Source organism: Aminobacter niigataensis (assembly GCF_014200015.1).
Lineage (GTDB): Bacteria > Pseudomonadota > Alphaproteobacteria > Rhizobiales > Rhizobiaceae > Aminobacter > Aminobacter niigataensis.
This window is the reverse complement of record NZ_JACHOT010000002.1, coordinates 442845-466315: the sequence shown is the minus strand read 5'-3', so window position 1 is coordinate 466315 and position 23471 is coordinate 442845. Positions and strand designations below refer to the sequence as shown.

Annotated in this window: 21 protein-coding genes and 1 riboswitch; of the genes, 5 read left to right on the top strand and 16 right to left on the bottom strand. The window is 63.9% G+C overall.

Annotation, left to right across the window (positions count from 1 at the left end; all coding sequences use genetic code 11):
• Positions 1-132: 132 nt before the first annotated feature.
• From thiQ to thiB, 3 genes are all read right to left on the bottom strand, one after another.
• Complete coding sequence (thiQ, locus tag GGQ99_RS12155) at positions 133-858, bottom strand: thiamine ABC transporter ATP-binding protein (protein WP_183262738.1); 726 nt, start codon at positions 856-858, stop codon at positions 133-135.
• Complete coding sequence (gene thiP, locus GGQ99_RS12150; RefSeq protein WP_183262737.1) at positions 855-2471, bottom strand: thiamine/thiamine pyrophosphate ABC transporter permease; 1617 nt, start codon at positions 2469-2471, stop codon at positions 855-857. Before thiP ends, thiQ begins: the two co-directional genes overlap by 4 nt.
• A gap of 249 nt (positions 2472-2720) precedes the next feature.
• Positions 2721-3725, bottom strand: a complete 1005-nt coding sequence (gene thiB, locus GGQ99_RS12145; RefSeq protein WP_183262736.1) for a thiamine ABC transporter substrate binding subunit — start codon at positions 3723-3725, stop codon at positions 2721-2723.
• A gap of 44 nt (positions 3726-3769) precedes the next feature.
• Positions 3770-3890: riboswitch (TPP riboswitch) on the bottom strand.
• Positions 3891-3994: 104 nt separating this feature from the next.
• Here thiB and GGQ99_RS12140 point away from each other — a divergent pair.
• The 4 genes from GGQ99_RS12140 to GGQ99_RS12125 all read left to right on the top strand — a co-directional run bounded on the left by GGQ99_RS12140 (position 3995) and on the right by GGQ99_RS12125 (position 7061).
• Complete coding sequence (locus GGQ99_RS12140; protein WP_183262735.1) at positions 3995-4639, top strand: thiamine diphosphokinase; 645 nt, start codon at positions 3995-3997, stop codon at positions 4637-4639.
• A 3-nt stretch (positions 4640-4642) separates the two neighbouring features.
• Complete coding sequence (locus GGQ99_RS12135) at positions 4643-6457, top strand: ABC-F family ATP-binding cassette domain-containing protein (RefSeq protein WP_183262734.1); 1815 nt, start codon at positions 4643-4645, stop codon at positions 6455-6457.
• Between the two features lie 62 nt (positions 6458-6519).
• Entirely contained in the window at positions 6520-6762 is a 243-nt protein-coding gene (locus GGQ99_RS12130) for a type II toxin-antitoxin system CcdA family antitoxin (protein ID WP_108606502.1), read from the top strand.
• On the top strand, positions 6762-7061 hold the full coding sequence (locus tag GGQ99_RS12125) for a CcdB family protein (protein ID WP_183262733.1): 300 nt from the start codon (positions 6762-6764) through the stop codon (positions 7059-7061). Before GGQ99_RS12130 ends, GGQ99_RS12125 begins: the two co-directional genes overlap by 1 nt.
• 49 nt (positions 7062-7110) lie before the next feature.
• On the opposite strand, the gene GGQ99_RS12120 is transcribed toward GGQ99_RS12125, so the two are convergent.
• Together GGQ99_RS12120 and GGQ99_RS12115 are read right to left on the bottom strand one after the other, a co-directional pair.
• Positions 7111-8631: a hypothetical protein gene (locus tag GGQ99_RS12120; protein WP_183262732.1), complete on the bottom strand. Its 1521-nt coding sequence runs from the start codon at positions 8629-8631 to the stop codon at positions 7111-7113.
• A 73-nt stretch (positions 8632-8704) separates the two neighbouring features.
• On the bottom strand, positions 8705-10003 hold the full coding sequence (locus GGQ99_RS12115; protein WP_183262731.1) for an adenylosuccinate synthase: 1299 nt from the start codon (positions 10001-10003) through the stop codon (positions 8705-8707).
• 196 nt (positions 10004-10199) lie between these two features.
• Between GGQ99_RS12115 and GGQ99_RS12110 the strand changes: the two genes are divergently transcribed.
• Complete coding sequence (locus tag GGQ99_RS12110; RefSeq protein WP_183262730.1) at positions 10200-11123, top strand: DMT family transporter; 924 nt, start codon at positions 10200-10202, stop codon at positions 11121-11123.
• A gap of 17 nt (positions 11124-11140) precedes the next feature.
• Here the strand turns inward: GGQ99_RS12110 and GGQ99_RS12105 are convergent, their stop codons facing one another.
• From GGQ99_RS12105 to ybgF, 11 genes are all read right to left on the bottom strand, one after another.
• Positions 11141-11335, bottom strand: coding sequence for a type II toxin-antitoxin system HicA family toxin (locus tag GGQ99_RS12105; protein WP_183262729.1), 195 nt, complete (start codon positions 11333-11335; stop codon positions 11141-11143).
• Between the two features lie 71 nt (positions 11336-11406).
• Positions 11407-11631 carry a DUF1902 domain-containing protein gene (locus tag GGQ99_RS12100; RefSeq protein WP_183262728.1) on the bottom strand — a complete coding sequence of 75 codons (225 nt, stop codon included), beginning with the start codon at positions 11629-11631 and terminating at the stop codon, positions 11407-11409.
• 112 nt (positions 11632-11743) lie between these two features.
• A complete protein-coding gene (gene serA / locus GGQ99_RS12095; protein WP_183262727.1) occupies positions 11744-13342 on the bottom strand; it encodes a phosphoglycerate dehydrogenase in 1599 nt (532 codons plus the stop codon).
• Positions 13343-13516: 174 nt separating this feature from the next.
• Complete coding sequence (locus GGQ99_RS12090) at positions 13517-14692, bottom strand: phosphoserine transaminase (RefSeq protein WP_183262726.1); 1176 nt, start codon at positions 14690-14692, stop codon at positions 13517-13519.
• 183 nt (positions 14693-14875) lie between these two features.
• The gene (locus GGQ99_RS12085; protein ID WP_183262725.1) at positions 14876-15571 is read right to left on the bottom strand and encodes an outer membrane protein; all 696 of its coding nucleotides are present in this window, start codon (positions 15569-15571) and stop codon (positions 14876-14878) included.
• A 210-nt stretch (positions 15572-15781) separates the two neighbouring features.
• Entirely contained in the window at positions 15782-16558 is a 777-nt protein-coding gene (locus GGQ99_RS12080; RefSeq protein ID WP_108606510.1) for an outer membrane protein, read from the bottom strand.
• 213 nt (positions 16559-16771) lie between these two features.
• The gene (gene glmM / locus GGQ99_RS12075) at positions 16772-18124 is read right to left on the bottom strand and encodes a phosphoglucosamine mutase (RefSeq protein WP_108606511.1); all 1353 of its coding nucleotides are present in this window, start codon (positions 18122-18124) and stop codon (positions 16772-16774) included.
• Between the two features lie 124 nt (positions 18125-18248).
• The gene (locus GGQ99_RS12070) at positions 18249-18776 is read right to left on the bottom strand and encodes a hypothetical protein (protein ID WP_183262724.1); all 528 of its coding nucleotides are present in this window, start codon (positions 18774-18776) and stop codon (positions 18249-18251) included.
• A gap of 162 nt (positions 18777-18938) precedes the next feature.
• Positions 18939-20873, bottom strand: coding sequence for an ATP-dependent zinc metalloprotease FtsH (gene ftsH, locus GGQ99_RS12065; protein WP_108606514.1), 1935 nt, complete (start codon positions 20871-20873; stop codon positions 18939-18941).
• Between the two features lie 104 nt (positions 20874-20977).
• Entirely contained in the window at positions 20978-22333 is a 1356-nt protein-coding gene (gene tilS / locus GGQ99_RS12060) for a tRNA lysidine(34) synthetase TilS (RefSeq protein ID WP_343061716.1), read from the bottom strand.
• Entirely contained in the window at positions 22327-23382 is a 1056-nt protein-coding gene (gene ybgF, locus GGQ99_RS12055; RefSeq protein ID WP_108606515.1) for a tol-pal system protein YbgF, read from the bottom strand. The genes tilS and ybgF overlap by 7 nt, the downstream gene beginning before the upstream one ends.
• Positions 23383-23471: the final 89 nt, after the last annotated feature.

The following is a 23471-nucleotide window of genomic DNA, read 5'->3' as shown; positions in this document are numbered from 1 at the left end:
ATGCGGACGAAGCAGGCCCGCATGGTGTGGACGTAGCCACACTCGCCTTGCCGACACAATAAGGCCGCCGCCGCGAACATGGCGATTTGGCCGTAAATTATGTCCGCTTCCGGGCAACTTGGCGTGATCGTGTCACTGCCGTTCATTGCCGATATAGTGTCTGAAGGCTTCAGGTCCAGAACTTGTAAAGAAATCCGCAGTCTTTCCTGCCGCGGTAACCCTTCCAGCTTCGACGAAAACCATGTTTTCGGCGAGTTTTCGCGCATCTTCGGGTTGGTGTGTCACGAAAAGCACGGTCATGCTGCGTTCTGCTTGGACGCTTGCCAAAAGGTCCAGCATGTCGTCGCGCAAGGCTGGTCCAAGCGAGGCAAAGGGTTCATCCAGCAGGAGAATCGGGCGGTCGCGCACAAGAACGCGTGCCAAGGCCACACGCTGGCGCTCGCCGCCAGAGAGTTCGCGCGGCAGGCGATGTTCCATGCCGGCCAGCCCGACGCGCGCAAGGGCGCTGGCTACATCCTGCTTGTCCGTCGCGCCCAGGCGCAAGGCTGGCGAGCGCCCGAGCCCGACATTGCTGGCGACATCGAGATGGGCGAAGAGGTTGTTTTCCTGAAACACCATCGACACCGGCCGGTCGGCAGGAGGCGCCGAGGTCACATCCGTTTCGCCGATCAGCACGCGGCCTTCGCGGGGCGTCTCGAAGCCGGCAACGAGATTGAGCAGGGTCGACTTGCCGGCCCCGCTCGGTCCCATGATGGCGGTGATCTCGCCGGGCGCGAAAGTCACGTCGAAACGCACCATGGTGTCGGCATAGCTGAACACCACCTGGTCGAAGCGCACGGCCGCACTGGTCGCGGTCATCTGGAAGTCTCCTTGCCGAGGCGGTCGGCCAACATCATCAAAGCCAGGCACAACAGTCCGAGCATCAGTGCCAGGCCCGCCGCGTCGTCGGTGCGATAGCTGCCCATGCGGGCGAGCAGTAGATAGGGCAGCGTCTGCACGGCGTCGCTGCCGAAGAGGGCGATGACACCAAGGTCGCCAAGTGACAGCGCCATGGCAAAGGCGAAGGCGGTGGCCAGCGGGCGCCTGAGTACCGGCCAGTCGATCAGCCGCAACCGGCTCCAGCCGGAAATGCCGAGCTGGGCACAAAGCCGCTCGTGGCGCTCGCTCCCCGCATCGTAAGCGGGCCGGATGGCGCGAACCGCAAAGGGCATCGCCATGACGGCATTGACGGTGACCACCATGACTGGGGCCAGCGCAAACACGTCGACCGACTGCCGCACCAGCACGAACCAGCCGGCGCCGATGACGATCGGCGGCACCACCAGCACGAAGCCGGCGCCGGTGTCGGTGAACCGTTCGAGAAGTGTTTTTTTGTCACTCTGCCTGCTGCCGGCCAGCGCTCGGCGCGCCATGACCAGCGCCAGCGCGATCATTGCCGCGAGCATCGCCGATATTGTGGCCAGCACGATGCTGGTCAGCGTTGCGCGCTGGACGGAGGCTTCGCCGGCAAGCCGGCCAAGATCAGCCTTGAGCCCGGAGGCGACGGTCGCCAGCATCGGCCCACCGACGAAGACGAGGGCAAGAAGGATGGCTGCGACGTTGAATGCGGTCTCGCCGGCCTTCGCCTGGATGAAGCTGCGTCGTGCCACTGGCAGGTTGGCGTCGCCTGTCGTGTTGGCGCCGAGCCGCATCAGCGCCAGGACCACGACGGCAGTCAGTGCGATCTGCAGCACGGTGAGGGCGACCGCCCGGGCAGGGTCGAAATCGAAGCGCAGCGCCTGGTAGATCGCCACTTCCAGCGTCGTTGCAGCCGGGCCGCCGCCAAGCGTCAGGACGATGGTGAAGGAGGTGATGCAGAGCATGAACACCAGCCCGGCGATGCCGGGCAGGGCTGCGCGCATTGCCGGCCATTCGATGAGGCGGAAGCTCGCCCGCGCGCCCATGCCGAGCTGGCTCGCCAACCGCCACTGGTCGGTCGGCACCGTCTGCAGCGCCTCGAGCATCAGCCGCGTCGCCAGCGGCAGGTTGAAGAAGACATGGGCGACCAGAATGCCCGACAGGCCATAGATGCCGGGCCAGGTTCCGCCGGTCAGCGCCGTCAGCGGTTCGGCGAAATAGCCGGCGCGGCCGTAGAGCGACAGGATGCCGAGGGCCGCGACGATCGCCGGCAGCGCCAGCGGCACGGCAAACAGGCGCAGGATCAGCCTGCGGCCAGGAAACTCAGGATGCCGCGACAGGGCACGTGCGACGAGGATCGCCGGCGCAACCGACAGCAAGGTCGACAGCAGCGCTTGCCACAGCGTGAAACGCGCGACACGCAGGAGGTAGGGATCGAGGGCGGCATAGGCGCCCTCGGGGTTGCGCCACGCCTCCAGCCCCAGCCCGGCAAAGGCGCCGCCGATCAGGATGCCGATGGCAGCCAGCGCTGCGATGCCGGCGGCGATGCGGGGGTCGGAGGTGCGAGTGCCCATGCCGACCCTAGAAGCAGTTGGAGCGGGGCAGGCGCCGAACGGCCACGTTCTGCTCTACGTCGCCCCCCTCTGTCCTGCCGGACATCTCCCCCACAAGGGGGGAGATCAGCTGCGTCGCTGCGTCCGCTCTTACTTTGCAACCCCAACTTGGCGGAGGCCAAGCCACTGCCAATCTCCCCCCTTGTGGGGGAGATGTCCGGCAGGAGAGAGGGGGGCGACGTAGGGCGTTCACGCTGGAGCCTTTCGTGCCTACTTGCTCATGACGCCAAGCCACTCGTCGACCCATGCCTTGCGGTTGGCGGCGACTTCATCGGCACTGAAGATCAGCGTCTTGGCCGGCTTGACCAGCCTGTCGAAGGCCGGGTTGAGCGGCTTGTCGGTCTTGCCGGCGGGCAGCATCCAGTTGGTCTCGGGGATGACGTCCTGGAAGCCGGGGCCGGTCATGAAGGCCATGAACTTCTCGGCCAGCGGGTTGTTGGCGCCAGTTGTGGTGATGCCGGCGACTTCGATCTGCAAATAGTGGCCTTCCTCGAAGGGCGCTGCCTGGTAGCGCTCGGACTTGTCCGCGACCATGTGGTAGGCGGGCGAGGTGGTGTAGGACAGCACCATTGGCGCTTCGCCCTTGGTGAACAGGCCATAGGCCTCGCTCCAACCCGGCGTGACGGTCAGCACGCGGCCCTTGAGCTTGGCCCAGGCTTCCGGCGCCTTGTCGCCATAGACCGACTTGACCCACAAGAGCAGGCCGAGGCCGGGCGTCGAAGTGCGGGGGTCCTGGATGGCGATCTTCTGCTCAGGGTCGCCTTCGACCAGTTCCTTCAGGCTTTTCGGCGGCGTCTTCAGCTTCTCGGTGTCATAGACGACCGCGAAATAGCTGTAGTCGTAAGGCACGAAGGTGTCGTCCTTCCAGTCGCCCGGAACCTTGACGTTTTCGCCCGCCGAACCGTGCGGCGCAAACAGGCCGGTCGCCTTGGCTTCGGCCGTCAGGTTGGTGTCGAGACCGAGCACGATGTCGGCCTTGGTGGCCGCACCTTCGAGCTTGACGCGGTTGAGCAGGGCGACGCCGTCGGCCACCGAGACGAAATCGACCTCGCAGGCGCATTCGGCCTCGAACGCCTTCTTGACCTGCGGGCCGGGGCCCCACTCGGCGGTAAAGCTTTCATAGGTGTAGACCGTGAGCTTGCCTTCGGCAGCGGCCGGGAAGGCAATAGCGGCGAGCGCCAGGGCGGAAGTCAGGGATAGAACGGGCGAGCGCATCGGCGCCTCCTTCATTGGTGTTGAAAGGGAATTTGAAGCGCCGGGCGTCCGAAGCATCTAATCCCTCCGCCGGTACAAACCGGATCAGGTTCAGCGGGTTGGCCGGATCTCTCCATGCCTCTCAGCCGGCCCGCTTGCGCGCGACAGGCACCCCGTTAGAGCGGTCCCACAAATAGAGCCGCGCGGAAGGCCGCGCAAGCAGTAGTTTGCCGGCCACACGCCGCCTCGCGGCCTTCCGTTTCGGCTGCCGGGCTGGTAATGCGCTTGCCATGACCCGGTTCACCCTACTTCTCGGCGGCGAGCTCCTCCGCACGCCGCGCCTCGGCCGTCAGGTCGCGGGCAGCCGCGTCATCGCGGCCGATTCCGGTATCCGTCATGCCGCAACGCTCGGCCTGCTGCCGGAACTCTGGCTCGGCGACTTCGACTCGGCGCCCGCCGAGATCGACCCGAGCTTCGCTTCCTTGCCGCGCGAGATATTTCCCTCCGACAAGGACAAGACCGATGGCGAACTGGCGATCGCGGCTGCGCTCGCCCGCGGGGCGACGTCGCTGGTGCTGGTCGGTGCCTTTGGCGGGGCGCGGGCCGACCACGCCTTTCTTCATCTCGCGCTGGCGCTGCGCCTTGCCGAAGCAGGCACGGAGGTTCTGTTGACCAGCGGCCGCCAGGAGGCACATCCGCTTTTGCCCGGCACTTCCGGCTTCGACTATGAAGACGGCACGCTGTTTTCGGTGCTCGCCTTCTCCGAGCTTTCCGGGCTGACCGAAGAGGGTGCCAAATGGCCGCTCGACAGCGTCCAGGTGCCTTTCGGCTCGTCGCTGACGCTTTCCAACGAAGTGCGCGGCAGTTTGCGCGTCTCGCTAGGCAGTGGCCGTGCGCTGCTCCTTGCCCATCCCTTTCCTGCCTCGGATTTCTGAAACATGGCCCCTCCGCTTCTCAATCTCGATGGCATTCGCCTGACCTTTGGCGGCGTGCCGCTGCTCGACGGCGCGGCCCTGTCGGCCTCGACCGGCGACAAGATCGCGCTTGTCGGCCGCAACGGTTCCGGCAAGTCGACGCTGCTCAAGATCGCTGCCGGCATGGTGGAGCCGACGGACGGCGAGGTCTTCCGCCAGCCCTCGGCGACGATCCGCTATCTGCCGCAGGCGCCCGACATGGACGGCTTTGCCAGCGTACGCGCCTATGTCGAGTCTGGCCTCGGGCCGGCCGACGACGCGCATCGCGCCACCTACCTGCTCGATCACCTCGGCCTCACCGGCGAGGAGCGGCCCGGCGACCTGTCCGGCGGCGAGGCACGCCGTGCAGCGCTTGCCCGCGTCATGGCGCCCGAGCCGGACATCCTTTTGCTCGACGAGCCGACCAACCATCTCGACCTCTCCGTCATCGAGTGGCTGGAAGAGGAGCTTATCCGGACCTCCTCGGCGCTGATCCTGATTTCGCATGATCGCCGCTTCCTCGAACGCGTCAGCCGCAACACCGTCTGGCTCGACCGCGGCCAGACGCGCCGGCTCGACCGTGGCTTTGCCCACTTCGAGGAATGGCGCGACCAGATCCTCGAGGAAGAGGAGCGCGACCAGCACAAGCTCGGCCGCCAAATCGTGCGCGAAGAGCATTGGCTGCGCTACGGCGTGACGGCGCGGCGCAAGCGCAACATGCGCCGCCTCGGCGAACTGCAGACAATGCGCCAGAAATTCCGTGGCCATCGCGGAGCCGAAGGGGTGGCGACGATGGTCGCCAGCGATGCCGCAGAATCCGGCAAGCTGGTCATCGAGGCCAAGAACATCGAAAAGAGCTTCGGCGACCTGACGGTGGTGAAGGGCTTCTCGACCCGCATCCAGCGTGGTGACCGCATCGGCCTCGTCGGTCCCAACGGTGCCGGTAAGACGACGCTGCTCAAGATGCTGACCGGCGAGCTGGAGCCCGATGCGGGCAACGTGCGGCTCGGCGTCAACCTGGAGATCGCCACGCTCGACCAGAAGCGCGAGGCGGTCGACCCGAACGAAACCCTGACCAGTTACCTGACCGACGGTCGCGGCGAGAACCTCGTCATCAACGGCGAGCAGCGCCACGTCGTGTCCTACATGAAGGACTTCCTGTTCAAGCCCGAGCAGGCACGCACGCCGGTGCGTGAACTCTCGGGCGGCGAGCGCGCCCGGCTGATCCTGGCACGCGTTCTGGCGCGCCCGGCCAATTTGCTGGTGCTCGACGAACCGACCAACGATCTCGATATGGAGACGCTGGAACTGCTGCAGGAGCTGGTCGCCGGTTTCGCCGGCACCGTCATCCTGGTCAGCCACGACCGTGACTTCCTCGACCGCACGGTAACCAGCATCATTGCACCCGACAACGATGGCAAATGGGTCGAATATGCCGGCGGCTATTCCGACATGCTGGCCCAGCGCGGCGGCACCAAGCTCGATGACCGCAAGTCGCGCAAGGCGAATGCCGAGACGTCGAGCGCGTCGCGCAGCGAACCCGACGCACCCAAGGCTGCGGCCAAGAAGCTGTCCTTCAAGCAGAAATTCGCTCTCGAAAGCCTGCCCAAGAAGATGGAAGCGGTGACCGCTTCGATCTCGCGGCTGGAAAACCAGATTGCCGATCCGGCCTTCTACGAGCGCGATCCCCATGGCTTCCAGAAGACCATCGCCGCCCTCGACAAGGAACGGGTGACGCTGGCAGGGCTTGAGGAAGAATGGCTGGAGTTGGAGATGCTGCGCGAGGAACTCGAAGGTTAGTCCGATTCTTGCTCTCCGTCGGTCATGCGCATATTGTATGTGCATGACCGACGGAGATTCTCATGCTTCAAAAGGCAGCCAAACCTACGCGCAAACCAACGAATGTGTCCCTCGATTCTAGACTGGTCGAGGAGGCCAAGGCGCTTGGTATCAATATGTCCCAAGCCGCCGAAGCTGGACTGGCGAAAGCGATTTCCGAGGAGAAATCGCGCCAGTGGCTGGAGGAAAACAGGGAAGCCATCGAAAGCTCGAACGAGTATGTGGAACGTAACGGATTGCCGTTAGCCAAGTACCGGATGTTCTGATGGCGCGCTTCGATCTGTATCGTAATGCAGACGCCGACGTTTATTTTCTCGATGTTCAGGCCGATCTACTCCGGCACTTAAACACCCGCGTGGTGGTTCCAATCTTGCCGCCGAACATAGCGCCCAAGCCGGCGCACAGATTGAATCCGATATTCGCGATTGGCGGCAAGGACTACGTCATGGTGACGCAATTCATATCGGCCGTGATGGCTTCCGAGTTGCCTGCGGCAGTTGAAAATCTATCGAAACAACACGACAAAATTACCGACGCCCTCGATATGCTGTTCCAGGGCTTCTGACGCGGGACGGCCCGCGTCAGAATTATGCGCACGCTACGGTGCGCCGGCCTTATCCCGCAGCCTTGGCCTGCCAGGCCTTCATCGCGTCTTCGAACACCTTGTCGCCGGGGATGCCCTTTTCCAGCGTGAACAAGGCGCGGCGACCGGACTTGTAGACGACGGGCACGTCGATCCAGCTCTGGCGACGCAGAAGGTTCAGGTTGGCGTCGACTTCGGCCTTGGTATCGTTGAGCGCGACGAGGAAGAAGCCGTCGGCAATCTTGGCCGGAATGCCGAGCAGGGAGTTGCCGGCGTCCTGTTCGGAACTCTTCATCGCCACACGCAGGATATTCTCGATGCCGCCGCCTTCGAAACCGTCAGGCGTCAGGAAGATCATTTCGAGGATATGGCTCGCCGGCAGCGTCTTGTCGGCGTTGCGGCGGATGGTCATGCGCAGTTGGATATCCTTGCCCGGGATCGTCGCCTCGGCGCGGATCGCCGGTTCGGGCGGCAGGTCGCCGCCGGGAGATTCCTGCACCACCGTCCAGACGACTGCACCGGGCTCGGCCGACCCCTGCGCTACGTTGGTACGTTCTTCGTAGAAGATCGCCTTCTGTCCGACGGCGACGGGTGCGTTTTCGCTCGCCGCAGGCGGCGTCGGAGCCGTGCCCTGGGCGGGCGTCGTCGCCGGTGTCTCTGGCGCGGGCTGGTCCGGTTCGGGCGTGGTCGCCGGTGCTGCTGGCGGCTGCTGGGTCAAGGCGGCGACGGAGGTGCCTTCGCCGACGCCGTTGCTGCCGCTTGCCGGACCCGGGTCGACTTCGTTGCCGTCCGCCGTCATGCGCTGGGTGAACTTGCCCGGTTCGCCACCGGCCGGGGCCTGGGCGTTCTGGCCGCCATTGGCTGGCGGGGGTGTCGCCGCTTCCTTCGCGGGCGCGGTGGCCGCCGGCTTGTCGTCGCTGGAGCCGACGAACGCGTCGCCGTTCGACCACAGTGCATAGCCGCCACCGCCAATCACCACGACTGCAAGGGCAGCGGCAATCAGGCCGCCGCTGACGCGCTTGCGTGGTCTTTGCCGGGTGTTCTGGAATGGATCGACGTCCTCAGGCGCCTCATCGCCGAAACGGTTGTCGCCCTCCGCTTCTGGCGCCCCGTTGCCGAAATCGTGGCTGGGCGAGAAGTCGGGCAGTGGCTCACGTGCCTGCGGTGCATAGGTCGGCGCAGGGACGGCTGCGGGCGACGGCGGCACGGGCGCAACGGGAGTCGCAGGGCGCCGAATCTCCGGCTCGGGCGCGGGCCGGCTGTAGGCCGGCTGGTCCTTGTTGCGGGCGATAGAAGTAAAGACGTTTTCGAGCTCGGCCAGCGGGTCGTCTTCGACCGGCTTTGCGGTGAACGACGCCTCGACGGTGGCGATGGCGTCCTCGAGCGACTTCGTCTGCCGTTCGGCGACGGCGGCAGGCGGCTGCGGGTCGAGGGCGGCAAGCTTGGCAGCGATCGTGCTGCGGGCCTTGTCATATACCCGCGCGCGCATTGCCGGCGTGGTGTCGCCCATGCCATCCAGCGTCTTCTTCAGGACCGCTACGAAGTCTGCCATTCTCTCGTCGACCTATCTTTTCTTCTGGGCCGCGCCGCGTCCGGCAGCTGGCGCCGCCGGAAAGCTGCCAAAACTAGTCTTCAAACGGGTCGGTCACAAGTATCGTGTCGTCCCGCTCCGGGCTGGTGGAAAGCATCGCCACGGGTGCGCCGATCAGCTCTTCGATATAACGCACGTACTTCACCGCCTGGGCCGGCAGGGCGTTCCAACTGCGGGCGCCGGCGGTGGTGCCTTTCCAGCCTTCGAGCGTCTCGTAGACCGGCTCGACGCGCGCCTGCGCGCCCTGGCTCGCGGGCAGGTAGTCGATCAGCTCGCCGTCGAGCATGTAGCCGGTGCAGACCTTGATCTCGTCGAGGCCGTCGAGCACGTCGAGCTTGGTCAGCGCGATGCCCTTGATGCCGTTGACGGCAACCGCCTGGCGCACGAGTACGGCGTCGAACCAGCCGCAGCGGCGCTTACGCCCCGTCACCACGCCGAACTCGTGGCCACGGGTGCCGAGGAATTCGCCGATCTCGTTCTGTTGCTCGGTCGGGAACGGGCCTTCGCCGACGCGCGTCGTATAGGCCTTGGTGATGCCGAGGACATAGTTGATCGCGCCCGGGCCGACACCCGATCCGGCGGCTGCCTGGCCGGCAACCGTGTTCGACGAGGTGACGAACGGATAGGTGCCGTGGTCGATGTCGAGCAGGGTACCCTGCGCGCCCTCGAACAGGATGCGTTCGCCGGCACGGCGCTTGTCGTCGAGTACCTTCCAGACGCGGTCCATGTAAGGCAGGATCTGGTCGGCGATCGAGGTCAGCTCGGCCATGATGGCGTCATGCGTCACTTCCGCATGGCCGAGGCCGCGGCGCAGCGCATTGTGGTGCGTGAGCAACCTGTCGACCTTGTGGGGCAGTGTGTCCAAATCCGCCAAGTCCATCACCCTGACAGCACGGCGTCCCACCTTGTCCTCGTAGGCGGGGCCGATGCCGCGACGGGTCGTGCCAATCTTCGTGCCCGAATTGGAGGCGGCATCCTCGCGGAAGCCGTCCAATTCGCGATGCAAGGACAGGATAAGCGCAGTGTTTTCGGCTATTTTCAGGCGGTCGGGGCCGATCTCGACGCCCTGGGCGCGGATCTTCTCCAATTCCGCGACGAAGGCGTGCGGATCGAAGACCACGCCGTTGCCGATGATCGACAGCTTGCCCTCGCGGACGACGCCGGAGGGCAGGAGCGAAAGCTTGTAGACAACGCCGTCGACCACCAGCGTGTGACCGGCGTTATGCCCGCCCTGGAACCGCACCACCACATCGGCGCGCTCGGACAGCCAGTCCACGATCTTGCCCTTGCCTTCGTCGCCCCACTGGGAACCGACGACCACCACATTGGCCATGATATTTTCCTTCCGACATCGCGGGCCGGGCCGCGAACAGTGCAAAATGACAGGCCTCTATAACGCCAAGCAATTGCAAGCGCGACCTTTCTTTGCCGCCTCAGGCACAACAAATTCTGCCTTTGGAGGCATTTACTTGCCGGGATCGGCCACTTAGGCCCGGGGTATAGCCTGTCGCCCGCGAAAGTTCGTCCGGATGTTCCGAAATGCCTATGTCCTGCTGTTGCTGACAACCCTGTTCTGGGGCGGCAACTCGGTGGCGGGCAAGCTCGCGGTCGGCCACGTGTCGCCGATGCTGTTCACCACCATGCGCTGGGCCTTCGCTGCCGCCCTGCTCGTTGCCATCGGCTGGCCGCGGCTGCGTGCCGACTGGCCCGTGGTTCGCAAGCATATCTGGGTGCTCGCCAGCCTGGGCGCGCTCGGCTTCACCGTGTTCAACGCAGCGCTCTACACCGCGCTGAATTTCACTACGGCGATCAACACCAGCATCGAGCAGGCGGGCATGCCGATGCTGATCTTCGCCGCCAACTTCCTGCTGTTCCGGATGCGCGTCGCTCCCGGCCAGATCCTCGGCTTCCTGCTTTCGCTGCTTGGCGTCGCGCTGACGGCGAGCCATGGCAACCTCTCGAACCTGGTGGTGCTGGACCTGAATTTCGGCGACGCCCTGATGCTGGTCGCTGTGCTCGTCTACAGCGCCTATACGGTGGCGCTTCGCTTCAAGCCCGACATCCACTGGCAAAGCCTGATGATCATGCTGGCGGCGTCGGCCTTCGTCACCTCGATCCCGTTCACGGCGTGGGAGATCGCCACCGATCGGGTGATTGCGCCCGATCTCTATGGCTGGGCGCTGACCGCCTATGTCGTGGTATTCCCGTCGATCATGGCGCAGATGTTCTACATCCGCGGTGTCGAACTCATCGGCGCCAATCGGGCCGGCTTGTTCATCAATATGGTCCCTATCTTCGGGACGCTGCTCTCGGTCCTGATCCTCGGCGAGGATTTCCAGCTCTACCATGCGCTGGCCATCGCCCTGGTGTTCGGCGGCATCTGGCTGGCCGAGCACAGCGGACGCAAGATGGCTGCCAGGGAGCAGGAGGAGCCGAGATACGTGCCTGACTGAAGTGGCTCGGAAAGCGCTTAGAACGTTTTCGGCAGCCCGGCATCTTTCAGAATGGCATTCGCGAGATGGCGCGACTTCAGGAAGGTCACTACTGTTACTTTTTGCCCGGTAGCCGGGTTGTGCCAGACTTCGTGATCGCCTTTGCCTTGCCTCAGCAATTGCCACCCGGCTTCAGTGAGCAGCTTCTTCAGAGGCTTGGCAAAATTCTGCATCAATCTGTCGCCGGTCACCGTGGGTCAGGGGCCAGTGTAAGCTTGGCTGCTTGGGTGTAGATTTTTCAGGTCTATTCAGCGGCAATCGGGTTGGGCTTTGCGGAGATGTCGTGGACGACAAGTTCCACGTCGATTTGCGTCAGCGGCAATTCAAATAAATCAGGCAGAACCGCCAGTATCCGCTCGCGCAAGCCGTCGAGGGATTCGCTCTCTGTAGCCAGCCCGGTATGACCACGCGAAATCGCGTACCAGACCGAGGCTTCGTCATCCCAGCGCACATCCACAATCAGTTTCATGCGAACGTCTCCAAAATAGGAAATATCCTACTGCGGAAGAGGCAAAAGAAAAAGGCGCGGACCAAGCCGCGCCCTCTTCAGCCTTGGGAGGCAATGCTGTCCAGCCGGCCGATCAGAAGCCGTTGACGTCGAACTGCAGGCGCTTGGCCGAGTCGATCGACTTGTGGTCGCGCACCTTGGCAAGCACGTCCTCCGGGAAGGGCGCGTCGAGATAGAGCAGCGCGATGGCGTCCCCGCCCGGGCGGTCGCGGCCAAGCTGGAAGTTGGCGATGTTGACGCCGTTCTCGCCGCAGACGGTGCCGAGCAGGCCGATGATGCCGGGCGCATCGGCATTGGTGGTGTAGAGCATGTGCTGGCCGACCTCGGCATCGAGATTGATGCCCTTGATCTGGATGAACCGCGGCTTGCCGTCGGAGAAGCAGGTGCCGGCGATCGAACGGGTCATGTGCTCGGTCTTGACCGTCAGCTTGATGTAGCCGTCGAAGACGCCCGACTTGTCGCGCTTGACCTCGGCGACGATGATGCCGCGCTCCTTCACCATGATCGGCGCCGACACCATGTTGACGTCGGAGAGCTGCGGGCGGATCAGGCCGGCAAGGGCAGCGCTGATCAGCGCCTTGGTGTTCATCTGCGCGGTCTGGCCGTCGAACAGTATCTCGACCTCGGTGATCGGGTCTTCCGTCACCTGGCCGACAAAGGCGCCCAGAACTTCGGCGAGCTTGACGAAGGGCTTCAGCCGTGGGGCTTCTTCCGCCGTGATCGAGGGCATGTTGATGGCGTTGGTGACCGCACCCTTGACCAGATAATCGGCCATCTGCTCGGCGACTTGCAGTGCCACGTTCTCCTGCGCTTCCGATGTCGAGGCGCCGAGATGTGGCGTGCAGACCACGTTGTCCATGCCGAACAGCTCGTTGTGCTCGGCCGGCTCGACCTCGAACACGTCGATGCCGGCACCCGCCACCTTGCCGCTCTTCAGCCCGGCGATCAGGTCCTTCTCGACGATCAGGCCGCCGCGGGCGCAGTTGATGATGCGCACGCCGGTCTTCATCCTGGCGATGGAATCGGCATTGATGATGTTGCGCGTCTTGTCGGTCAGCGGCGTGTGCAGGGTGATGAAGTCGGCGCGGGCAAGCAACTCGTCGAGCTCGACCTTCTCGACGCCCAGTTCCTCGGCGCGATGCTCGGAGAGGAACGGGTCGAAGGCGACGACATGCATCTTGAGACCAACGGCGCGGGTGGCGACGATCGAGCCGATATTGCCGCAGCCGATCAGGCCGAGCGTCTTGCCGGTGATCTCGACGCCCATAAAGCGGTTCTTCTCCCACTTGCCGGCATGCGTCGACACGCTGGCTTCGGGGATCTGGCGCGCAACCGCGAACATCAGCGCGATGGCGTGCTCGGCGGTGGTGATCGAGTTGCCGAAGGGCGTGTTCATGACGATGATGCCGCGCCGCGAGGCGGCGGGAATGTCGACATTGTCGACGCCGATGCCGGCGCGGCCGATGACCTTGAGATTGGTCGCGGCCGCGATCAGCTTTTCGGTGACCTTGGTCGCCGAGCGGATGGCAAGGCCGTCATACTGGCCGATGACTTCGAGCAGCTTTTCCTTGTCCTTGCCGAGATCGGGAAGATAGTCGACCTCGACGCCACGATCCCTGAAGATCTGGACGGCGGTGGGGGAGAGTTTGTCGGAAACGAGAACGCGGGGCATGGGCAAATCCTCTTGCGATTGGCCTACCTCCCCCTTGTGGGGAGGTCGGTCGCGCAGCGACCGGGTTGGGGGCAAATGGGTGAACGCAGGGATGGGAGCAAAGTCTAACGGATGCACCCCCACCCCGATCCGCTTTGCGGATCGACCCTCCCCACGAGGGGGAGGGTAAGACCTTCAGGCCGCGGCCTTGAGTGCGGCTTTCTGATTGGCGAAGGCCCAGTCGAGCCACGGCATCAGCGCCACAAGATCCGACGTCTCGACGGTGGCGCCGGCCCAGATGCGCAGGCCGGGAGGGGCGTCGCGATAGGCGCCGATGTCGAAGGCGACGCCTTCCTTTTCGAGTGCCGAGACCATGCCCTTGGCGAATGCCGCCTGGCCGTCCTTGTCGAGGTTTGCCACCTCAGGATCGACGATAGACAAGCAGACCGAAGTGTTCGAGCGCGTTTCCGGCACGACGGCGAGATGGCCGAGCCAGCCGGCTTCGTTCACGAAGGCGTCGATGGCGGCGAAATTGGCGTCAGCGCGGGCGACCAGCCCGTCAAGCCCACCGACCGACTTGGCCCAGTTCAGCGCATCGACATAGTCCTCGACGCACAGCATCGACGGTGTGTTGATGGTCTCGCCCTTGAAGATGCCTTCGATCAGCTTGCCACCCGAGGTCATGCGGAAAATCTTGGGCAGCGGCCAGGCCGGCTTGTAGGTTTCGAGCCGCTCGACGGCGCGGGGGCTGAGGATCAGCATGCCATGCGCGCCTTCGCCGCCGAGCACCTTCTGCCAGGAGAAGGTGACGACATCGAGCTTGGCGTAGTCGAGGCGCTGGGCGAATGCTGCCGAGGTGGCGTCGCAGATGGTCAGGCCCTTGCGGTCGGCCGGGATGAAGTCGCCGTTGGCGATGCGCACGCCCGAGGTCGTGCCGTTCCAGGTGAAGACCACGTCGCGGTCGAAATCGACCTTGGTCAGGTCCGGCAGCTCGCCGTAGGGCGCCTCGAACTTGCGCACGTCCTCAAGCTTCAACTGCTTGACTACGTCGGTAATCCAGCCGGCGCCGAACGACTCCCAGGCGACCATGTCGACGCCGCGCTCGCCGAGCAGCGACCACAGCGCCATCTCGACAGCGCCCGTGTCGGAGGCTGGAACGATGCCGATGCGATAGCCGGCGGGAACCTTGAGGATTTCGCGCGTCAGCTCGATCGCCTGCTCGAGCTTGGTCTTGCCGATCTTGGCGCGGTGCGAACGGCCAAGCGGGGCGTCGGCGAGGGCCTGGAGCGACCAGCCGGGACGTTTTGCGCAGGGACCTGAGGAGAAATTGGGGTTTGCCGGACGGAGTCCGGGCTTGGCGACGATCGTCATCGTGGTTCTATCCTTCCAGATAGTTGGCCCCTCGTTGGGGAGGGGTGGCCCACGGACGGCGATATTAGGAGCGGCCTCCGGCGTCAAGAGGAAAGTGCGCGTCGCATCTGGAACAGTTTTCCAAATGCAAAGGCGGCGGGCCAAAACCCGCCGCCTTTTGAATGGCTTGGTCGAAAAGGCCGGCTACCAGAGATCGTAGCGCAGGCCGACCTTGACCTGATGGTAGTCGACGCCCTTCTTGACCGTCAGCGTGTCGATGTCGACATATTCGAGGTCGGGAGCGGTGAGGTACTGGTAGCCGACGTCGACCGAGGTGTTCTGCGCCAGCTGGTAATTGATGCCGGCACCGACCGAATAGGCGACCTTGTACTGAGTGTCGTCGAGGTTGAACGTCGCGGGAATCGAGGGCGCGTTGTAGTTGACCGTCGTGCTCGAATAGATCAGGCCGACGCCGGCGCCGACATAGGGCGTGAAGCCGGCGATGGTGCCAAGGTCGGCATAGACATTGGCCATGCCGTTCCAGACGTTGTTCTCAAACTGCATCGTGTCGGGCCCGAGCGATGCATCCAGCTTGTCATAGGAAACGAAGCCGAAATTCAGTTCGCCGCGCAGGAAGTCGTTGAAGTGGTAGCCGGCGCCGATGCTGCCGTTGACGTGGATGTTGCGCGTTTCCTCGCCCAGCAGCGTGAACTGGTAGGGCGTGTCGCTGAAATTGTAGCCGAGATCGCCGCGCAGGTACCAGCCCGAGCCGACCTCGACGGGCACATACTCCGGCGCCTCTTCGATGACGACAGGCGGATCGTAGTCGGCAGCGCTTGCCGCCAGCGGCCACAGCATGGTCGCCGTCAGCGCCAGCGCTATGCGAGACTTCAATGTCATGATCGCATTCTCCCGAAATGGCGCCAGGGTGTTGCCCGAGAATCCAGCAGCCGTTCGAGTCATTGTTAACCATAGAGGTTAAGTCGCGGTTAAGGATAACGGTTGGTTAGCGTGGGTGGCTCCGTCGGCAACCGGACAACGAAAAACCGCCCGGCTTGCCGGGCGGTTTTGCAGATTGGCGCTCCATGCGTCGCGATGACGCCAGGGCGATCAGTTCAACGAATAGCGGACGCCAAGCTTGAAGTCGTGCGAGGTGATGTCCTTGAAGCGGATGCCGCTGTTTCCGGCTGGCGGGAACGGCTCGGCCGGATCGTCGTTCTTGAGTTCCCCGGTCTGGCCATCGCCAAGCGAGAGGAAGCTGTAGCCGAGGTCGATAGTCATGCGCTCGGTCGCTTTGATGCCGACACCGGCGTGCAGTGCCCAGGCGAGATCCCAGCGCGACTTGTCGTCGGCATAGGCGCCGCCATTGTTGATGATGTTGATGTCGCGGAAACTGGAGATCGTGTTCCGCGATGCGCCGATACCGGCGCCGAGATAGGGCGTTACGCCGTAGAAGTCGCCGAGGTCTGCATAGGCGTTGGCCAGGAACAGCCACTCCGACTTCTTGCCGCGGTAGTCATTGGTGGTGATGACACCGCCATTATCCTGCCAGTCCAGGGCGTTGAACTCGGAATTGCCGCGGTATTCGACCGTCAGGTCGCCGCGGAGGAAATCGTTGAACTGGTAGCCGACGCCGGCACCGAATGTCGGGGCGGAGCCGAAGCTGCCCTCGTCGTACCAGCCATGAGCATCCGGGAATGCGAACAGCTCCGACTCCAGCCGCTTGATACGCTGGTTGCTCATGCCGATGTGGCCACGCAGGTACCAGCCGCCGTAAGATGGCTGTTCTACCTCGATGATCGGCTCGGGCATGTCCGCGGCGAATGCCGGGGCAGTGACGCTGGCAAGCAGCGCGGCGGCGAACGCCTTCTTTCCAAAATTGCGCATGATAAAAACCCCATACCTGCGGACCCGCTACGCGCCCGACCATGACTAACCGCCATGGATAATGCTTGGTATAGGTTAAGGGCTGCTTAACCCTGACGATTAACCACGTTTTCTTGCGCTTCATGGTTGCCGGACTGTGCGAGCGGCTTCTGCTGCAAGCAAAAAAGCCCGCGCGAGGCGGGCTTTGCTTGATCGGCTAAGTTCTTGAAAGGATCAGGCGGCCGAGCGGCTCTCGGAAATGACGCCGACGATGTCGTTGACTACGGTTTCGACCAGCTGCGGGTCGTCGCCCTCGGCCATGACGCGGATCAGCGGTTCGGTGCCCGAAGGGCGGATCACCAGGCGGCCGGTCTTGCCGAGCCTGCTGCGGCCGTCCTCGATCGCCGCCTTGACGAGTGCCTCCTCGAGCGGCTTGCCGCCGGAGAAGCGCACGTTCTTGAGCAGCTGCGGCACCGGCTCGAAGGTACGGCTCAACTCGCTCATCGGCTTGTTGGAGCGCTTGATGCAGGCCAGCACCTGGAGGGCTGCCACCAGCCCGTCGCCGGTGGTCGAGAAATCCGACAGCACGATGTGGCCGGACTGTTCGCCGCCGATGTTGAGGCCGTGCGCGCGCATGTGCTCGACGACATAGCGGTCGCCGACCTTGGTGCGGTGCAGTTCGAGGTTGAGGTCGCCGAGATAGCGCTCGAGCCCGAGGTTCGACATCACGGTCGCGACCACGCCGCCGCCGGCAAGGCGGCCGCTCTGCTGCCAGGATTGCGCGATCAGCGCCATGATCTGGTCGCCGTCGACGATGGTGCCGTTCTCGTCGACGATGACAACGCGGTCGGCGTCGCCGTCGAGCGCGATGCCAATGTCGGCGCGGACTTCGTGAATCTTCTTCTGCAGGCCGGCCGGATGGGTCGAGCCGCACTCCTGGTTGATGTTGAAGCCGTTGGGCTCGACATTGATCGCGATCACTTCCGCCCCGAGTTCCCACAGTGCTGCCGGCGCCACCTTGTAGGCCGCGCCGTTGGCGCAGTCGACGACGATGCGCAGGCCCGACAGCGACATCGAGCGGGGCAGGGTGCGCTTGGCGAATTCGATGTAGCGGTCATGCACGCCGTCGACGCGCTTGGCCCGGCCGAGGCCGTCGGAATCGGCCAGCAGCGCCTCGACGTCCTGGTCGAGCATCGCCTCGATGCGTTCCTCGATCTCGTCGGACAGCTTGTAGCTGTCGGGGCCGAACAGCTTGATGCCGTTGTCGTAATAGGGATTGTGCGAGGCCGAGATCATCACGCCGATGTCGGCGCGCAGCGAGCGCACCAGCATGGCGACAGCCGGCGTCGGGATCGGGCCGAGCAGGAAGACGTCCATGCCGGCGGCGCAAAGGCCGGCGACCAGCGCGTTCTCGATCATGTAGCCCGACAGGCGCGTGTCCTTGCCCAGCACCACGCGATGCCTGTGGTTGCCGCGCTGGAACGACAGGCCGGCGGCCATGCCGACCTTCATCGCGATCTCTGCCGTCATCGGAAATTTGTTGGCCCGTCCGCGAATGCCGTCGGTGCCGAAATAGCGTCCAGCCATGATTAGCCTGTCCCCGTGAAGTCCACCCGCGATTGCTTTGCCACAACCTGGGGCGACCAACGCATCACATTTGGTGATTTTATGTCACAAAACCTTAGAAAAGGGTTGGGGTTTTTGAACGTTGTCATACTGGCCAGTCAACTCTGAAGCGCCCGAGCGTTTGCTGAACATGTTCGGTAGGGATGATGTCCAAGGGATCATGCAGAAAGAAAGCGAAGCCTAATAGCAATGGCATACAATCGAGCATGACCTTGTTGATTGAATCGAGGGTAACGTCCTTTCTCTCAAGCGAGATCATATGAGGGCGTTGGAGTCGGGTCAGTTCGATTGGGTGAGGTATCAATGTAGCGCCAACTTGAAGCGCAACCCCGTGCACGCACCAATTCCGATCATCAAGGATGCGAAAAGCCATATCGGCCATATAGTCTGCGTGGTGAGATGCCTTACTTAGCTCTGGGAGTGAACGCACTGACTTGCGGAAGAATTTGATTTTGTCACGTGCGTTCAGCGGCAAGCTCTTGGAGATCGAATGACCACCCTTAAGGTGGTAAATTACCGATATGCATTGATCGAGGCCGTGTTCGGCAACGGCCCATGCCACAGTCAGCTTGCCTATTGCTAGCTCGAACTTCTCTCGCTCAACATGATCCATACGCTGCCACCAGTAGAAATCGACCCTTGATATAGGGCATCTCTAGCATCCTAAGCGGGTGATCACACTGATGTCAGACTCAGTCATTTCGACATCCTAAATGCAAAAACGCCGCTGAGTTTCCTCGGCGGCGTCTTTCGTTCACATACTGCCTAGCAGCCCTCAGTTCGAAGGCTGAGGCTCCATGCCGCCTTCGGGCTCGGAGCCCTTCTTCTTGCCGCGGGTCGAGCCGGCCTTGGGCACGGCCGAGCCGCGCGAGGTCGGGGTGTCGTCGCCCATGTCGCGCGCAGGCTTGTTGCCGGCGATCAGTTGCTTGATCTCCTCGCCCGACAGCGTCTCGTATTCGAGCAGGCCTTCAGCGAGGGCGATCCAGTCCTTCTTCTTCTTGGTCAGGATCTTGCGGGCTTCGTTGTAGGCCTCGTCGATCAGGCGGCGCACTTCGGCGTCGATGATCTGTGCGGTCTCTTCCGAGACGTTCTGGGTGCGGGCCACCGAATGACCGAGGAAGACCTCTTCCTGGTTGTCGCCATAAGCGACATGGCCAAGCTTGTCGGAGAAGCCCCAGCGGGTCACCATGGCGCGCGCCAGCTTGGTCGCCTGCTCGATGTCGGAGGACGCACCCGAGGTGATGTTTTCCTTGCCGAACTTGAACTCCTCGGCGACGCGGCCGCCCATCATGATCGCCAGGCGCGAGATCATGTACTTGTAGCTCATCGAGTAACGGTCGCCTTCCGGCAGCTGCATGACCATGCCGAGCGCGCGGCCGCGCGGGATGATGGTCGCCTTGTGCAGTGGGTCGGCGGCCGGCACGTTGAGCGCCAGGATGGCGTGGCCGGATTCGTGATAGGCGGTCAGCTCCTTCTCGGCCTGGGTCATGGCCGAGGAGCGGCGCTCGGCGCCCATCATGATCTTGTCCTTGGCGTCCTCGAATTCCTGCATGGTGACGAGGCGCTTGTTGCGGCGCGCTGCCATCAGGGCGGATTCGTTGACGAGGTTCATCAAGTCGGCACCCGAGAAGCCGGGCGTGCCGCGCGCCACGACCTTGAGGTCGACGTTGGGCGCCAGCGGAACGTTGCGGACATGGACCTTGAGGATCTTCTCGCGGCCGACGATGTCGGGGTTCGGCACCACGACCTGGCGGTCGAAGCGGCCCGGACGCAGCAGCGCGGGATCGAGAACGTCGGGACGGTTGGTCGCGGCGATCAGGATGATCGACTCGTTGGCCTCGAAGCCGTCCATCTCGACCAGCAACTGGTTCAGCGTCTGCTCGCGCTCGTCGTTGCCGCCGCCGAGGCCGGCGCCACGATGGCGGCCGACGGCGTCGATTTCGTCGATGAAGATGATGCAGGGCGCGTTCTTCTTGGCCTGCTCGAACATGTCGCGGACACGGCTTGCGCCGACGCCGACGAACATTTCGACGAAGTCCGAGCCGGAGATGGTGAAGAACGGCACGTTGGCTTCACCGGCGACCGAACGGGCAAGCAGGGTCTTGCCTGTGCCGGGAGGGCCAACGAGCAGCACGCCGCGCGGGATCTTGCCGCCGAGGCGCTGGAACTTCTGCGGGTCGCGCAGGAATTCGACGATCTCCTCGAGGTCTTCCTTGGCTTCGTCGACACCGGCGACGTCGCCAAAGGTGACGCGGCCATGCGCTTCGGTCAGAAGCTTGGCCTTGGACTTGCCAAAACCCATGGCGCGGCCGGAGCCCGACTGCATCTGGCGCATGAAGAAAATCCACACGCCGAGGATCAGGATCATCGGCAGCCAGGACAACAGCACGGAGAAGATCGAGCCGGAGCCGTCATTTTCGGGGCGGGCGTTGATGGTGACGCTCTTTTCCTCAAGCCGCGACACCAGCGTCGGGTCGCCAGGCGAGTAGGTCTGGAAGCCGGTCGAGTTGTCGATATAGGTGCCGCTGATGCGGTCGCCGGCAATCGTCACCGTCTTGACGCGGCCCGAATTCAGGTCCTGGAGGAACTGCGAATAGGCCACTTCGCTCGACGCGCCGCGGGTCTGCGGGGTCTGGAACAGGTTGAACAAGGCGATGAGTAGAACGGCTATGATCGCCCACAGCGCGAAGTTGCGATAGTTCGGATTCATCGAGTGTCCCGTTGGCGTTCGCGGGGAACGCGCATGGTGTGAGTAAGCTTGCCCCTAACATAGGCACGGGCTGCCACATTGCCAAGCGCGTCCCTAAGTCTCGGTTAAGCTCCAACGCCAATGTGGCCACGGCATGGCGGGTCCGGCACATGTGCCGTGCCGATCAATTTTTGGAGAGCCCATGCAGGGGCGAGATCGAAGGCCGGCAGGAACCGTGCCCAGGGCGCGGCAACCGGGGTGGCACCCGCCTCCGACAGCAAGCCGGCGAACGTTCCCCCGCGCCACGACCCAGGCTCGGCCGCAAGTGCGTTCCTGACAAGACTTTCCGGCGCCGTTGTTTCGATCGATATCGTCCTCGCCGCGAGCGGACCGACTGGTGCGACGGCCGATCCTGTTCCTTGCCCCGCCGGCATGAGCCTGTAGCGGCCGTCCCAGATACCGCCAGCCAGCGTTGCCGGAGCCGGCAGGCCGCGGCCTTCGCGCAGGACAAAGATCCCGGTTCGGCGTGCGTCGACCAGGGCGCGCGACAATGTGGCGCGGGCCGGTTTTTCGTCTGCAATACCGTTCGCCAGCCGCGCCAGTAGGTCCTGGGTACGGGCCTCATCGGGCAGGTGGGGCACGCCGCCGGCGACCGCGACCAGGATGCGCAGGGCGTAACATGCTGCGTCATTGTCGGGCGCTTGCAGGAATGAAGCATCGAGGCAGAGCAGTCCGGGGGCAACCCTGCTTGTCAGCTCGGTCAACAAGGTGGCTGCGCGCCGGCCGAGTTCTGTCCGCGTTTCACCGGCCTGTCGGGCTTCGGCGAGCGCCGTCGTGATACGCGTTTCGCTCTGGTCGCCGAGCGACAGCCGCATGCGCGGGCGCTCATAGGCGACATCGGTGTTGGTTGGATCGTCGATCCAGCCGATGCCTAGTGCGCTCAGTGCCGCGCGCAGCCTGTCGCGGCGCTGGCCCAGCAGGGGGCGGACGATCCAGATGGCGCCATCGAACAGCGTTGCCGGCGCCATGCCGGCACTGCCGCGGCCGGTGCCGCGCATGCCGCGCATCAGCACCGTCTCGGCCTGGTCGTTGGCGGTATGGCCGGTGGTGACGATCGTCGCGCCGGCCTCGCGCGCGGCCTCGGCCAGGAGATCGTAGCGCGCGTCTCGCGCTGCGGCCGGGATGCCTGCCTGTGGTTTGTCGCCGAGCCATCGCATCGTGCGATGGGCGACGCCATGAGCAGTGCAAAGCTTTGCCACCTGTTCGGCCTCCGCGCCCGAGCCGGGCCGGAGCCCGTGGTCGACGGTGACGGCCAGCAGCCGCGTCAAGGGCGCGTGCCGGGCGAGATGGGCTTTGAGAAGGAGAAGCAGGGCAGTCGAATCGCTGCCGCCGGAAACCGCTGCGACGATGGTCTTGTGCGCGGCGAAGTCGAAACCGGAAAAGTCTGGAAAAAAGTCAGCGTCGGTCGGCTGCGTCAGCACGCGGCGAGGGCCCGTTCCTGCTTGACCCGCTCCTTGATCGCGCCGGAAACGTTGGGGTAGCGCTTGCCGATTTCGCCGAAAGTGGCGCAGGCAACTTCGCGCTGCTTCAGGCCGACCAGCGAAACGCCGAGCTTCAGCATCATTTCGGGGGCCTTCTTGGACTTCGGGTATTCCTTGCTGGCGCTGAGGAAGGTTTCGGCAGCGTCGCGGTATTTCTTCTGGCCAAGTAGCGACTCGCCGAGCCAGAAACGTGCGTCGGCCGTCTTGGGGTCGGCCGGGAAGCGCTGGATGTGGTCGCGGAAGCCTTCTTCGGCGGTGGTGTAGTCGCCGGAAAGCACGAACTGGTAGGAGTTGCGGTAGAGCTCGTCCGGGTCGTCCGTCGACGGAAGTGCCGCAACCGCCGTGCCATTGGCCTTGGGCTGGGCCGGTTGCGCTGCGGCTGGGGCCTGCGGCTGCGCCGGCGTTGCCGCCTGCTGGTCGATCGAGTCGGAGACGACATTGCCGTTCTTGTCGACGGTGATGGTGCCGAAGGTCCGCGGCGGTGTACCCGTACCGCCCTCGATCGTGGTGCCGGGTTCGCCGGTGCCGGAATCGACGATGACGTCCTCGACGCTCTGGCCGTTGGTGGCGGGCGCGGTGGCCTGCGCCTGACCCGATTGAGGCGCCGTGGGCGCCTCAACGATCGAGCTGTTGTTGTTGGTGGTGCCGGAGGCGTCGGACTTCTTTTGTCCGCCGCCCTCGAGTTCCTGGAAGCGGAACTCGTTGTCTTCCTGCATTTTCCGCATCTGTTCTTGCATCTGCAGGATCTGGAAGTTCAGTTCCTCGATGCTGCCGTTGAGCTTGCGGATTTCCTCTTCGAGCGCGGTCACGCGGGGATCGCCTGCCTGGGCAAGTTGGATCGGCGCTTCGTGGCTCTCAGTCTTGCTGCCGAAGACGCCCGGCAGGCCGAATTTCGGGAGGTCGATGCCGATGCCGTCGCGCGCATGCGCCGCGGCCCCGGATAATAGGAAGATGGCAAGCGTGCCACTCAGGATTGATCGAAAATGCATTAGCCTCTCGCCGTGGAACGGAAATGGTTGCTTCGCGCCGATGCGCTCTCGTCGTTTATCAGGACCGGAGACTTCGGCCAAATTTTGTT

Excerpts from the sequence above, each read along its gene's own strand:
- GGQ99_RS12125 (WP_183262733.1), top strand. The coding sequence starts at position 6,762 with ATGGCGCGCTTCGATCTGTATCGTAATGCAGACGCCGACGTTTATTTT.
- GGQ99_RS12130 (WP_108606502.1), top strand. The coding sequence starts at position 6,520 with ATGCTTCAAAAGGCAGCCAAACCTACGCGCAAACCAACGAATGTGTCC.
- ftsH (WP_108606514.1), bottom strand. The coding sequence starts at position 20,873 with ATGAATCCGAACTATCGCAACTTCGCGCTGTGGGCGATCATAGCCGTT.
- glmM (WP_108606511.1), bottom strand. The coding sequence starts at position 18,124 with ATGGCTGGACGCTATTTCGGCACCGACGGCATTCGCGGACGGGCCAAC.
- thiQ (WP_183262738.1), bottom strand. The coding sequence starts at position 858 with ATGACCGCGACCAGTGCGGCCGTGCGCTTCGACCAGGTGGTGTTCAGC.
- GGQ99_RS12080 (WP_108606510.1), bottom strand. The coding sequence starts at position 16,558 with ATGCGCAATTTTGGAAAGAAGGCGTTCGCCGCCGCGCTGCTTGCCAGC.
- GGQ99_RS12100 (WP_183262728.1), bottom strand. The coding sequence starts at position 11,631 with ATGAAACTGATTGTGGATGTGCGCTGGGATGACGAAGCCTCGGTCTGG.
- GGQ99_RS12070 (WP_183262724.1), bottom strand. The coding sequence starts at position 18,776 with ATGGATCATGTTGAGCGAGAGAAGTTCGAGCTAGCAATAGGCAAGCTG.
- GGQ99_RS12135 (WP_183262734.1), top strand. The coding sequence starts at position 4,643 with ATGGCCCCTCCGCTTCTCAATCTCGATGGCATTCGCCTGACCTTTGGC.
- thiP (WP_183262737.1), bottom strand. The coding sequence starts at position 2,471 with ATGGGCACTCGCACCTCCGACCCCCGCATCGCCGCCGGCATCGCAGCG.
- GGQ99_RS12085 (WP_183262725.1), bottom strand. The coding sequence starts at position 15,571 with ATGACATTGAAGTCTCGCATAGCGCTGGCGCTGACGGCGACCATGCTG.
- GGQ99_RS12115 (WP_183262731.1), bottom strand. The coding sequence starts at position 10,003 with ATGGCCAATGTGGTGGTCGTCGGTTCCCAGTGGGGCGACGAAGGCAAG.
- serA (WP_183262727.1), bottom strand. The coding sequence starts at position 13,342 with ATGCCCCGCGTTCTCGTTTCCGACAAACTCTCCCCCACCGCCGTCCAG.
- GGQ99_RS12140 (WP_183262735.1), top strand. The coding sequence starts at position 3,995 with ATGACCCGGTTCACCCTACTTCTCGGCGGCGAGCTCCTCCGCACGCCG.
- thiB (WP_183262736.1), bottom strand. The coding sequence starts at position 3,725 with ATGCGCTCGCCCGTTCTATCCCTGACTTCCGCCCTGGCGCTCGCCGCT.
- ybgF (WP_108606515.1), bottom strand. The coding sequence starts at position 23,382 with ATGCATTTTCGATCAATCCTGAGTGGCACGCTTGCCATCTTCCTATTA.
- GGQ99_RS12120 (WP_183262732.1), bottom strand. The coding sequence starts at position 8,631 with ATGGCAGACTTCGTAGCGGTCCTGAAGAAGACGCTGGATGGCATGGGC.
- GGQ99_RS12105 (WP_183262729.1), bottom strand. The coding sequence starts at position 11,335 with ATGCAGAATTTTGCCAAGCCTCTGAAGAAGCTGCTCACTGAAGCCGGG.
- GGQ99_RS12090 (WP_183262726.1), bottom strand. The coding sequence starts at position 14,692 with ATGACGATCGTCGCCAAGCCCGGACTCCGTCCGGCAAACCCCAATTTC.
- GGQ99_RS12110 (WP_183262730.1), top strand. The coding sequence starts at position 10,200 with ATGTTCCGAAATGCCTATGTCCTGCTGTTGCTGACAACCCTGTTCTGG.